Raw genomic sequence first — 12,431 nt, forward strand, 5'->3', positions numbered from 1 at the left:
ACTAGTGTTCCCTCAGCCAGTCCTGCAGCTCCGCTTCGGCGCGCTCGAGCGCGCTGTAGTTCAGCAGCTTCCTCAGGAACGCCACCGTGACGGCGCGCGCACGCAGATTGAAGCGGCTGTCGTCCGGGTCGGCGGCGGTGGTCTGGTAGACCTCCAGCTTGTCGTAGAGGTGCTGCAGCCGGTTCTGAACGCTGCGCAGCGAGAGGTTTCGCCGCCGCGCGATCGCCCGGTCGGTCAGGCCGAGCGCGATGTCGACCAGCACCTCGTATTCGGAATCGGTGAAGCTGCGGGCGTGGCTGAGGCTCTTCTGCTGCAGGCCGCGCACCTCGCGATCGATCACGCACTGGCTTTCGACGAAGATCGAGCGCAGCGCCAGCTTCAGCCGCTCGTCGGAGGCCGACTTCAGCACGTATCCATAGGCCGCCCCATCGGGAACGATGCGCGACACGCCGCGGACATAGGCCTCGTCGGAATAGTTCGACCAGAACAGGATGCGCGTCTCCGGGCGCTCCTTCCAGATGGCGCGGGCCGCCTCGATGCCGTTCCGGTTTGCCATCTGCAGGTCCATCACGATGTGGGCGGAGCGATGATCCCGGGCGAGCCGCTCGCCGGCAATCCCGTTCTCGGCCTCGATGACGGTGTCGCATTCGGGCAATGCCGCACTGACCGCCTCGTGCAGATACGAGCGGTGCAGCGGGTCGTCTTCCACGATCAGAACCTTCATTGCGCGTCCTTCGTCGCCATGTCGTCCTCCAGTCCGGGCCGGCCGAGCGACAGCTGCACGGTCACCGTCGTGCCGCGATTGCCGCGTCCGGGCCCCAGCGCGAACTTCGCCGATATCAGCCGCGCCCGCGTCTTCATGTTGTCGATGCCGCCGCCGATGCGGCGGCGCCTGTCTGTCAGGCCGTTGCCGTCGTCGGTGGTCTCGATTTCGACCTGGCCGTTGGCGACCCGCAGCCGCACGGTGATCGACATCGGCTGGGCGTGGCGAACGGCATTGTTGATTGCCTCCTGGGTGATGCGGAAGAGGGCGACGCTGACCGTCGGCTCGAGATCGTCGAGGGCGCCCGCGGTTTCGTCGATCAACGCCCATTCGATCGGCGTGCCGCTGTCGCGGACCGACCGGTCGAGATGGTTCTCCAGCGCCTGGGCAAGGCCGAAGAGCTGCAAGACCGACGGCTTGGCCTCCTCGATGATCTGTCGCAGGTCCTGCATGCAGTGCTGCAGGCCGCGCGACACCGGCTCGAGCGCCGCCCCTGTCAGCTCGCCCGATTTCGCCAGCCGGTCGATCCGGCGCGACAGGCGCGTCAGGTCGGCGAGCGTCTGGTCGTGCAGGTCCATGCCGATGCGCTGGCGCTCCTGCTCGAGCGCCTCGGTCAGTTTCAGCGCGCCCTGCCGCAACCCCTCCTCCCGTGCCCGTGCTTCCGCCTCGACGATGGCCGACAGCTGCGCCTGCTCGGCCGCGCGCAGCGCAAAGAAATAGGGCGCCAGGAGATCGGCGATGATGCAGGCCCGCTCGACGTCCTCCATCGTATAGATGCCCGGCTTCTGCGACGAACAGCTGAGGGCGGCGATGATCGTCCCCTGCACTTTCAGCGGCACGTGCAGCCGGCTGCGCAGCGTCTGCTCGACGATCGGCCGCTTGAACGCGCCTTCGAAATGGAAGCGCGGATCGGCCATGGCGTCGTCGGTGAGCATGTAGTCGACCTCGCCGCGCAGCAGCGAGCGGATCGGGCTGTTGGCGACGGGCGCGGAGGCGACATCGCCCCAGGCCGTGTCCATGCCGGTTTCGTAGGCCGTGTGGTAGTTGCCGTCCACCATCAGCATGCAGACATCGAGATGGTCATGCGGGATGATGTGCGCCACCTCGGCTGCGACCGCGCGGATCGCCGAGCGGAAGTCGAGCTGGCCGGCGAGCAGCCGGGAAATACCGAGATAGTGATCGACCAGCGCAGCCGGTGCCATGTGCAGCATGTCGGCAATTCCTCCCGCGGTCGCCCCGCCCCGAACCAGGTTCGGGACCAGGCGCTCCTCAACGCCGCGACCGCTTCCTACAGTAAGCGCCCAAAGGGTCGCGTGCGTCCTGCATGAAACCGCAACTCGTTGCGCAATCCCCGCAAACAAGTTGCCGCATGGCGCCTATACAGATCGCCCGTTCTCCCTCATCCTGCCCTTACTGAGAGGAGGAAGCTCAGTGCAAGAACAATTTTCGTCGGCCTGCGGATCGAACGCGGGCGATGAACCGATCCGGTCGAAGGACGGATCCTGAGGGAGGATGACATGACAATTCGCAAGATGCTTCTGGCATCGGTCGCCGTCGCGTGCGCCGCCATGCCGATCACCGCGTTTGCCGACACGTCCGGCAAGAAGATCGCGCTGTCCAACAACTACGCCGGCAACTCGTGGCGACAGGCCATGCTGACGAGCTGGGACAAGGTGACCGGCGAGGCCGTCAAGGCCGGCGTCGTCGCCGCCGCCGATCCGTTCACGACCGCCGAGAACCAGGCGACCGAACAGGCCGCGCAGATCCAGAACATGATCCTGCAGGGCTATGACGCGATCGTGCTCAACGCCGCCTCGCCGACGGCGCTGAACGGCGCCGTCAAGGAAGCCTGCGATGCGGGCATCACCGTCGTCTCGTTCGACGGGATCGTGACGGAGCCCTGCGCCTGGCGCATTGCCGTCGACTTCAAGGAAATGGGCCGCAGCCAGGTCGAGTATCTCTCCAAGAAGCTGCCCCAGGGCGGCAACCTCCTGGAGATCCGCGGGCTTGCCGGCGTCTTCGTCGATGACGAGATCTCGGCGGGCATTCATGAGGGCGTCAAGCAGTTCCCGCAGTTCAAGATCGCCGGCTCGGTGCATGGCGACTGGGCGCAGGACGTGGCGCAGAAGGCCGTCGCCGGCATCCTGCCGAGCCTGCCGGAGATCGTCGGCGTCGTGACCCAGGGCGGCGACGGCTACGGCGCGGCACAGGCGATCGCGGCGGCCAAGCGGCCGATGCCGGTGATCGTCATGGGCAACCGTGAGGACGAGCTGAAGTGGTGGAAGGAGCAGAAGGACGCCAACGGCTATGAGACCATGTCGGTCTCGATCGCGCCCGGCGTCTCCACCCTCGCCTTCTGGGTCGCCCAGCAGATCCTGGACGGCAAGGAGGTCAAGAAGGACCTCGTGGTGCCGTTCCTGCGCATCGACCAGGACAACCTCGAACAGAACCTCGCCAACACCCAGGCCGGCGGCGTCGCCAACGTCGAATACTCGCAGGAAGACGCGCTCAAGGTCATCGAGGCAGCCAAGTAAGTACCTCCCAGACTGGCCGCGTGACCCCACCGGGTCGCGCGGCCGATTTTTTTGGAGTAGAAGACGACAGCAATGACGGGTGACATGCGCAAGGCGGTGATCGCGGTCGATGACGCCAAGGTGAGCTTCGGCGCGGTAAAGGCGCTCGACGGCGTGACGCTGTCGATCATGCCCGGCGAATGCGTCGGCCTCGTCGGTCACAACGGCGCCGGCAAGTCGACGATCGTCAGCGTCATCAACGGCGGACTGACGCCGCACCAGGGCACGGTTTCCGGCGACGGCGCGGTCATCGCGCCCTACGGCATCAATGCGGCCAGGACCCGCGGCGTCCGCTGCGTGTTCCAGGAGCTTTCGCTCTGCCCCAATCTCACGATCATCGAGAACACCCGCATCATGCACCGCCATCTCGGGGGCTTCGGCTGGCGCAAGCGCGCGAGACGGGTCATTGAGTCCAGTCTGGACACGGTCTTTCCCGGCCACGGCATCGAGAGCGACAGCACCGTCGGCGAACTGTCGATCGCCGAGCGGCAGATGGTCGAGATCGCCATGGCCTTTTCCGACGCCGGCATCGCGCCGAGGCTGGTGATCCTGGACGAGCCGACCTCCTCGCTCGATGCGAGCCTCGCCGAGCAGATGCTGGCCCATGTCCGCCGCTTCGTCGCGGCCGGCGGCGCCGTCGTCTTCATTTCGCATATCCTGCACGAGGTTCTCGCGACCGCGAGCCGCATCGTCGTGATGAAGGACGGCCGCATCGTCGCCGAGCGGCCGGCGGCTGCGTTCAGCGAGCACAGCCTCGTCGAGGCGATGGGCAGCGTGGTCAAGGGCGATGCCCACCGCCGCCGGTCCCGCGATCTGGCCGATGCCCCCGTGGCGCTCGAGCAGTCCGGACGGGGCATGGCGTTCAGGGCCGGAAAGGGAGAGATCGTCGGGCTCGCGGGGCTCGCCGGCCATGGCCAGACGCGAATGCTGATGACGCTGCACGCGGCCAACAGCGGTGACTGGCTGCCCCGTCGCGATCCGCTCGTGACCTTCGTCGCCGGCGACCGCCGGCTGAACGGCGTGTTCGAGCTCTGGAGCATTTTGAAGAACCTGTCGATCGCATCGCTCGACGGCGTCGCCAAGCGGGGCGTCCTGAACGCCGGCGCCGAGGCCGGGCGCGGCGCGGAGTGGAAGCGCCGCATCGAAATCCGCACGCAGGACATGGAAAACCGCATTCTGTCGCTGTCGGGCGGCAACCAGCAGAAGGTGCTGTTCGCGCGTGCGCTTTCGACGCGCGCGCCGGTCGTCTTGATGGACGACCCGATGCGCGGCGTGGATGTCGGCACCAAGCAGGAGGTCTACGAGATCGTCCGCCAGGAGGCCGATGCCGGCCGCACCTTCGTCTGGTATTCGACGGAAATGGAGGAAGTCTGCCTCTGCGACCGTGTCTATGTCTTCCGGGAAGGCGCGATCGTCGCCGAACTGACCGGCGAGGCGATCACCGAGGACAACATTCTGGCCGCCTCGTTCGCGGGAGCCGCCGCATGAAGCGCAGGATTTCCTCCGATGCCCTGCGCCTGGCGATACCGGCGCTGTCCCTGACGGTGCTGCTCGCCGCCGTGTTCTGGCTGCAGCCGCGGGCGATGAGCTATGTCGGGCTCAACCTGCTCTTCAACCTCGCCGTCCCGATCGCGCTCGCCACCATCGCGCAGATGCTGATCATGTCGGTCAACGACCTCGACCTGTCGATGGGCACCTTCGTCAGCTTCGTCGCCTGCGTGACCGCGACCTTCCTGCGCGACGCGCCGCTTGTCGGGGCGATGATCCTGGCGGGCGCCGTGGTGGTCTACGCCGTGCTCGGCGTCGTGATCTACCTGCGCGACCTGCCGTCGATCGTCGTCACGCTCGGCATGAGCTTCGTCTGGGCCGGCCTTGCCGTGCTGCTGCTGCCGGCGCCCGGCGGGCAGGCGCCGGACTGGGCGCGCGCGCTGATGACGGCCAAGCCGCCGCTGGTGCCGATGGCGATCGTCGCCAGCATCGTCATCGCCATCGCAGCCCATCTCCTCGTCATGCGCTCCTCGCTCGGCGTGCGCATCCGCGGCGTCGGCGGCAACCAGCGCTCGGTCGAGCGGGCGGGCTGGTCGGTCGTCGCCACACGCGCTGCGGCCTATGCGCTCGCGGGCGCCTTCGCCGTCCTCGCGGGCATCGCGCTCGTCGGGCTGACGACCTCGGCCGACGCCAACATCGCGCTGCGCTACACGCTCCTGTCGATCGCCGGCGTGATCCTCGGCGGCGGCGAGTTCATCGGCGGGCGCGTGTCGCCGATCGGCGCGGTGATCGGCGCCCTCACCCTGACGCTCGCCGGCTCGTTCCTCTCGTTCCTGCGGATTTCGCCCGACTGGCAGATCGGCGCGCAGGGCGCGATCCTCATCGTCGTGCTGGCGCTCCGCCTTCTTCTGCGGCGCATCGAAACCCGGGAGCAAGCACGATGACCGCAATCGCGCGACTTTCGCGAAAGCCCTGGATCTGGTCGTGGATCGCGGCCTTCGCCGTCTGGTTCGCCACCATCCTCGTCACCGGCGGGGCGAGCACGTTCGGGCTGTCCCAGGCGGCGCTGACCTTCGCGGCCTTTTCCATCATCGTCGGCATCGGCCAGATGTTCGTCATCACGCTCGGTCCCGGCAATATCGATCTCTCCGTTCCAGCGACGATGACGCTCGCCGGTACGGTGGCGCTGAAGCTGATGGACGTCGACAACGGCATGATCCTGCCGGGGCTGCTGGTTGCCGTCGCGATCGGCGTCGCGGTCGGGATCGGCAACTACGCCCTAATCAAGGCGCTGCGCATCCCGCCGATCATCGCGACGCTGTCGATGAGCTTCATCGTCCAGTCGGCGGCGATCTGGACCAACCGCGGCCTGCGCATCAAGCCGCCCTCCTTTCTCGCCGATTTCACCACGTCCAGCACGCTCGGTGTTCCGAACGTGGCGATCATTGCGCTGCTGATATCGCTGTTTGCCTGGTTCCTGCTGGAGAAGACCATCTACGGGCGCTGGATCTCGGCGATCGGACAGAGCATGCCGGCGGCCAGGATGGCGGGTATCCCGGTGGACGGCACGCGCTTCGTCACCTATGTCTTCTGCGCCGTTCTCGCCTCGCTCGCCGGCTACCTGCTCGCCTGCTTCTCCGGCGGCGCGGCGCTGAACATGGGCGGGGAATATCTCCTGATGTCCATTGCCGTCGTGGTCATCGGCGGAACGGCCGTTGCCGGCGGCGATTCCAACGTGCCGGGCATATGGGGAGCCTCGCTCTTCATGTTCCTGGTCGTGTCCATGCTCAATACGTACGGTCTCGGTGCGGGCATCCGCCTCGTGATGACCGGGATCATCATCATCAGCGTCATTCTGCTCGCCGGCGGCCGGCGGCCGGGCATGCGCTAGTTTCAGGACGACCCATCATGGCCCGCGACAGCCTCTACCAGATCGACGACCCACGCTTCATCCACCTGACTGTCGGCAGCGCCCGCCTGGAGGAACTCTATTCCGGCTGCCGCTGGGCGGAGGGGCCCGTCTGGTTCAGCGACGCCAACCAGCTCCTGTGGAGCGACATCCCCAACCAGCGCATGCTGCGCTGGGCGCCGGAGGCGGGCGTCTCGGTGTTCCGCCAGCCCTCGAACTTCGCGAACGGGCATACCCGCGACCGGCAGGGGCGGCTCGTCTCCTGCGAACACGGGATGCGGCGGGTGACCCGGACGGAAGTGGACGGCACGATCACCGTGCTTGCCGAGAGCTACCAGGGCAAGCGGCTCAACGCGCCGAACGACGTCGTGGTCCGGTCCGATGGCACCGTCTGGTTCACCGACCCCACCTACGGGATCCTTTCCGACTACGAAGGATACCGATCCGACCCCGAACAGCCGACGCGCAACGTCTACCGGCTCGACCCGCTCACCGGCGAGCTCGATGCCGTCGTCACCGATTTCAACCAGCCGAACGGTCTCGCCTTCTCGCCGGACGAGAAGATCCTCTACGTTGCCGACTCCGGCGCGAGCCACGACCAGGTCCTTCCGCGCCATATCCGCGCCTTCGACGTCGTCGACGGGCGCCGACTTGCCAACGACCGCGTCTTCGCCCTGATCGACAACGGCATACCGGACGGCATCCGCACCGACATCGCCGGCAATCTCTGGTCGAGCGCCGGCGACGGCGTGCATTGCTTCGCGCCCGACGGCACCCGCCTCGGCAAGATCCTGGTGCCGCAGACGGTCGCGAACCTGACCTTCGGCGGGCCGAGGCGGAACCGGCTCTTCATCGCCGCAACCAATTCGCTCTATTCGATCTACGTCACCGCCACCGGCGCCCAGGTGCCCTGAGCGGGGCGATTTCCGAAGGGCGTGCGTTGCATCGGAAGGCCCGGCCGCGGGTCGGCCGGCCGATTTCCGTGCCGCCGGTTCACTTGACCTGAAGCCGCCGGATGGGGTCTACTGCCCCCCGCAAGCCCCATTCCCGCTTCCCGGCTGGCCAAGCGACGTTCCGGCCGCCGCCGATTGATGTCACGCAAACGAGACGTTGGAGCGCTATGCTATCACTCTTGGCGATGTGTGCCGTTCGAGCCTGGATTTCGGCATGATTGACCCCTCTCCCGCGGGGCGCGTGCGCGCTGCGGGCGGGTTGCTGTCGAATTCGGACGCATCGGACGGCGGCCTTCAAGAGCTTTCGCAAATGACCAGAAGGAGTGGATATGATGTCCGAGCTATCCGGCATTCCGACTGCGCAGATGCTTTCCGACGCCTATTCCTACACCCTGGACGCCTGGCAGCGTTCGATCCTCTTTCTCGACGTCATGCGGCAGCGCGGCGAACAGTACGAGCAGCACGCAGCAGCCCGGGCGCCGCACGTGCTGGACTACGATGCCGAGCTCGTCTGTGACGGTCGCGAGCTGCCGCGGCCGGTGAACTACGGGCTGGTGCGGATCATTCCGCCCGAGGGCGTCACGATCGATTTGTCAAAGCGCCCCTTCGTCGTGGTCGACCCGCGCGCCGGGCACGGACCCGGCATCGGCGGGTTCAAGGCCGACAGCGAGATCGGCGTCGCGATGAAGGCCGGGCATCCCTGCTACTTCATCGGCTTCCTGCCCGAACCGATGCCCGGACAGACGATCGAGGACATCGCGCGGGCGGAGGCCGTGTTCCTCGAAAGGGTGATCGAGCGTCACCCCGATGCCGACGGCAAGCCTTGCGTCATCGGCAATTGCCAGGCGGGTTGGGCGATGATGATGCTGGCCGCGATGCGGCCGGAGCTGTTCGGGCCGGTCATCATCGCAGGCTCCCCCCTCTCCTATTGGGCGGGCGTGCATGGCCAGTACCCGATGCGCTATTCGGGCGGCCTGCTCGGCGGCAGCTGGCTGACGGCGCTGACCGGCGACCTCGGGGCGGGCAAGTTCGATGGCGCCTGGCTGGTGCAGAACTTCGAGAACCAGAATCCGGCCAACACGCTCTGGTCCAAGCAGTACAACCTCTATTCCAAGATCGACACCGAGGCCGAGCGCTATCTCGGCTTCGAGCGCTGGTGGGGCGGGCATGTCACGCTCAACGCCGAGGAAATGCAGTTCATCGTCGACGAGCTCTTCATCGGCAACAGGCTCGCCTCGGGCGAGGTCCGCACCTCCGACGGCACCGCGATCGACCTGCGCACGATCCGCTCGCCGATCGTGGTGTTCTGCTCCAAGGGCGACAACATCACGCCGCCGCAGCAGGCGCTCGACTGGATCCTCGACCTCTACGACAGCGTCGACGAGATCCGCTCGCTCGGCCAGACGATCGTCTACGTCGTCCACGAGAAGATCGGCCACCTCGGGATCTTCGTGTCTGCCGGGGTGGCGCGCAAGGAGCACGACGAATTCGCCTCCAACATCGATCTGATCGACGTGCTGCCGCCGGGGCTCTACGAGGCGGTCTTCGAACCGACCGGCGAGGCCGTCGAGCATCCGGAGCTGGTGACGGGCGAGTGGATCATGCGCTGCGAGGTCCGCACGCTGGACGATATCCGCGCCCTCGGCGGCAATGACATGGAGGACGAGCGCAGCTTCGAGGCCGCCGCCCGTCTCTCCGAGATCAACCTTTCGCTCTATCGCGCCTTCGTCCAGCCGGCGGTCAAGGCCGCGGTCAATCCGCCGATGGCCGAGGCGATGCGGCGGCTGCATCCGCTGCGCCTGTCCTACGAGTGGTTCGGCTCCTCCAACCCGTTCATGGCCTGGATTGCGAGTGCCGCCGAGCATGTTCGCGACGACCGCCACCAGGCCACGCCGGACAATCCGTTCATCGCCGTCCAGGAGCAGATGTCGACCCGGATCGTCGAAGCGCTCGAAGGCTGGCGCAAGATGACGGAGACGATGGCGGAGGAGACGTTCCGGATCGCCTATGGCGCACCGGCGCTGCAGGCGGCACTCGGCATCGATCCGACCTCGGACACGCCGCCGCGCAAGGCGCCGAAGAGCCTGCTGACGAAGACGCTGATCGAAGCGAAGACGGACGCGCTCAGGGCCAGGATCGCCCAGGGCGGCACCGTGGAGGGGCTGGTTCGTGCGCTGCTCTACGTCGGCCTGGCCCGCGGCGCGGTCGACGAGCGGGGTTTCGAGGCCATCCGCAGGGTGCGGCGGGCGCATGGGGACGCGACGCGGCTGAAGCTCGCCGATTTCAAGATGCTGGTGCGCGAGCAGTACGACATGCTGCTGATGGACGAGGCGGCGGCACTGGCGGCCATCCGGAAACTGCTGCCGGACGACAGGGACCAGCGCCGGGCCGCCTTCGATGCCTTGCGGGGCGTGCTGGAATCGTCCGGCACGCTCGGCGAAGCGGCAGCCGGGCGCCTGCGCCGGGTGGCCGAACTTTTCGATCTCGAAGACAGCAGTCCCGGCGATGCGCCGGCCCCTGTCGCCGTCCGCAGTGCCCACCGTACCCGCAGCGCATCCTGACCAACAGCCGGAGCCTGATCATTGACCGATCCCAGCGCGACAAACGCCGCACCGTCGAAATATGACCGCCTGATCGCCGCAGCCCAGGAAGCGCCCTCGGCGGTCACCATCGTCGCCCACCCCTGCGACGAGACCTCGCTGCGCGGGGCGCTGGAGGCCGCCGAGCAGGGCCTGATCGTCCCGGTGCTGGTCGGGCCCGAAGCCAGGATCCGCAAGGTGGCGGCGGAGAACGGGCTTGACCTCGACGATCACGAGATCGTCGATGCCCCGCACAGCCATGCCGCCGCTGCGAAGGCGGTCGCCCTGATCCGCGAGGGCAAGGGTGACCTTCTGATGAAGGGCAGCCTGCACACCGACGAGCTGATGCGCGAGGTCACCGCCTCGGCCACCGGCCTTCGCACCGAGCGTCGCATCAGCCACGTCTTCGTAATGGACGTGCTGGGACACGCCGACACGCTGTTCATCACCGATGCGGCGATCAACATCTTTCCCGACCTCGACGCCAAGCGCGACATCGTCCAGAACGCGATCGACCTCTGGGTCACGATCGGGCTCGGCGAGCCGCGGGTGGGGATCGTCTCGGCGGTCGAGACGGTGACGACGAAGATCCCCTCCACCATCGATGCGGCGGCGCTGTGCAAGATGGCCGAGCGCGGTCAGATCAAGGGCGGCATCCTCGACGGCCCGCTCGCCTTCGACAATGCCATCAGTCCGGAGGCGGCCGAGATCAAGGGGCTGACGTCGCCGGTCGCCGGCCGGGCGCAGATCATCGTCGTGCCGGACCTGGAGGCCGGAAACATGCTGGCCAAGAACCTGACCTTCCTCTCCCACGCGGACGCGGCCGGCATCGTCCTCGGCGCCCGCGTGCCGATCGTCCTGACCTCGCGCGCGGATTCGGTCCGAAGCCGGCTTGCCTCCTGCGCCGTCGCCTCCCTCTATGCGGCCGCGCGGCGGCGGCAGACGCAAGTGGCGGGCTGAGGCATGGACGCCATCCTCGTCGTCAACGCCGGCTCCTCGAGCCTCAAGTTCCAGATCTTCGGGGTGGCCGACGGTCGGCTGTCGCGCAGCATTCGCGGCCAGATGGACGGTATCGGCACCCGCCCGCGCCTTTTCGCCGGCACGGCTGCGGGCGAGACGCTGATCGAGCGCAGCTTCGAGCCGGCGGCGGTGAAGGACCTGCCGGCCGCCATTGCGGAGACCCGCACCTGGCTGCAGTCGCTCGGCGGGTTCACGCTGCGGGCCATCGGTCATCGCGTGGTTCACGGCGGGCCGGACTATGCGAAGCCGATCCTGATCGATCACGATATCCTCGACCGGCTGGCGACCTTCCAGGAACTCGCGCCGCTGCACCAGCCGAACAACCTGGCGCCGATCCGGCTTGCAATGGAGATCAATCCCGACGTTCCGCAGGTCGCCTGCTTCGACACCGCCTTCCATCGCGGCCATGCCCCGCACACCGACTGCTACGCCCTGCCCCGGGACTACTATGAGCATGGCGTGCGGCGGTACGGATTCCATGGCCTGTCCTACGAATACATCGCCGAGCGGCTGGCCGAGGTGGCCCCGGACGTCGCCCGCGGGCGGGTCATCGTCGCCCATCTCGGCAGCGGCGCATCGATGTGCGCGCTGAAGGACGGCCGCAGCGTCGAGACGACGATGGGCTTCACCGCCCTCGACGGCCTGCCGATGGGAACGCGACCCGGCCAGATGGATCCGGGCGTCGTGCTCTACCTGATCGAGCACAAGGGCATGAGCGCCGGCGAGGTCACCGACCTGCTCTATCGGTCGTCCGGCCTGAAAGGGCTTTCGGGGATCTCCGCCGACATGCGCGACCTGCTCGAAAGCGAGGACCCGCGGGCCGCCTTCGCCATCGATCATTTCGTCCATCGCTGCGCGCTCAGCGCCGGTCTTCTTTCCGCCGCCCTCGGCGGGCTGGACGCCTTCGTCTTCACCGCCGGAGTCGGCGAGAATTCGGCGCCGATCCGGGCCCGTATCGCCGAACGCCTCGGGTGGCTCGGCGCGGAGCTCGATCCGGCGGCGAACGCGGCCGGCGCGACGCTCATTTCCGCCCCGTCGAGCAAGGTCGCGCTCCACGTCCTGCCAACGGACGAGGAGCTGATGATCGCCCGCCACACGCTGGCGCTGATCGCCAGATCCTGAAACCCGCAGCCAATGGAGAAGCAG

Annotated in this window: 10 protein-coding genes; 8 read left to right on the forward strand and 2 right to left on the reverse strand. The window is 67.4% G+C overall.

Features of this window, described 5'->3' with window-relative positions; genetic code table 11:
• Position 1 precedes the first annotated feature (1 nt).
• The gene (locus tag P0086_RS08885; RefSeq protein ID WP_112594992.1) at positions 2-724 is read right to left on the reverse strand and encodes a response regulator transcription factor; all 723 of its coding nucleotides are present in this window, start codon (positions 722-724) and stop codon (positions 2-4) included.
• Positions 721-1,974: a sensor histidine kinase gene (locus P0086_RS08890; RefSeq protein WP_148187680.1), complete on the reverse strand. Its 1,254-nt coding sequence runs from the start codon at positions 1,972-1,974 to the stop codon at positions 721-723. Before P0086_RS08890 ends, P0086_RS08885 begins: the two co-directional genes overlap by 4 nt.
• Positions 1,975-2,280: 306 nt before the next feature.
• Here P0086_RS08890 and P0086_RS08895 point away from each other — a divergent pair, with 306 nt between their 5' ends.
• The 8 genes from P0086_RS08895 (at position 2,281) to P0086_RS08930 (ending at position 12,407) form a co-directional block, all read left to right on the forward strand.
• Positions 2,281-3,297, forward strand: coding sequence for an ABC transporter substrate-binding protein (locus tag P0086_RS08895; RefSeq protein ID WP_112607146.1), 1,017 nt, complete (start codon positions 2,281-2,283; stop codon positions 3,295-3,297).
• A gap of 72 nt (positions 3,298-3,369) precedes the next feature.
• On the forward strand, positions 3,370-4,824 hold the full coding sequence (locus tag P0086_RS08900; protein WP_275784758.1) for a sugar ABC transporter ATP-binding protein: 1,455 nt from the start codon (positions 3,370-3,372) through the stop codon (positions 4,822-4,824).
• Positions 4,821-5,768, forward strand: coding sequence for an ABC transporter permease (locus P0086_RS08905; protein ID WP_275784760.1), 948 nt, complete (start codon positions 4,821-4,823; stop codon positions 5,766-5,768). The genes P0086_RS08900 and P0086_RS08905 overlap by 4 nt, the downstream gene beginning before the upstream one ends.
• Positions 5,765-6,715 carry an ABC transporter permease gene (locus tag P0086_RS08910; protein ID WP_112607152.1) on the forward strand — a complete coding sequence of 317 codons (951 nt, stop codon included), beginning with the start codon at positions 5,765-5,767 and terminating at the stop codon, positions 6,713-6,715. Before P0086_RS08905 ends, P0086_RS08910 begins: the two co-directional genes overlap by 4 nt.
• 17 nt (positions 6,716-6,732) lie before the next feature.
• Positions 6,733-7,647, forward strand: coding sequence for an SMP-30/gluconolactonase/LRE family protein (locus P0086_RS08915; RefSeq protein ID WP_112613210.1), 915 nt, complete (start codon positions 6,733-6,735; stop codon positions 7,645-7,647).
• A 371-nt stretch (positions 7,648-8,018) separates the two neighbouring features.
• Positions 8,019-10,247 carry a DUF3141 domain-containing protein gene (locus P0086_RS08920; RefSeq protein ID WP_275784763.1) on the forward strand — a complete coding sequence of 743 codons (2,229 nt, stop codon included), beginning with the start codon at positions 8,019-8,021 and terminating at the stop codon, positions 10,245-10,247.
• 21 nt (positions 10,248-10,268) lie between these two features.
• Positions 10,269-11,225, forward strand: a complete 957-nt coding sequence (locus tag P0086_RS08925) for a phosphate acetyltransferase (protein WP_275784766.1) — start codon at positions 10,269-10,271, stop codon at positions 11,223-11,225.
• Between the two features lie 3 nt (positions 11,226-11,228).
• A complete protein-coding gene (locus tag P0086_RS08930; protein WP_275784767.1) occupies positions 11,229-12,407 on the forward strand; it encodes an acetate kinase in 1,179 nt (392 codons plus the stop codon).
• Positions 12,408-12,431 lie beyond the last annotated feature (24 nt).

The organism is Mycoplana sp. MJR14, assembly GCF_029210525.1.
GTDB lineage: Bacteria > Pseudomonadota > Alphaproteobacteria > Rhizobiales > Rhizobiaceae > Mycoplana.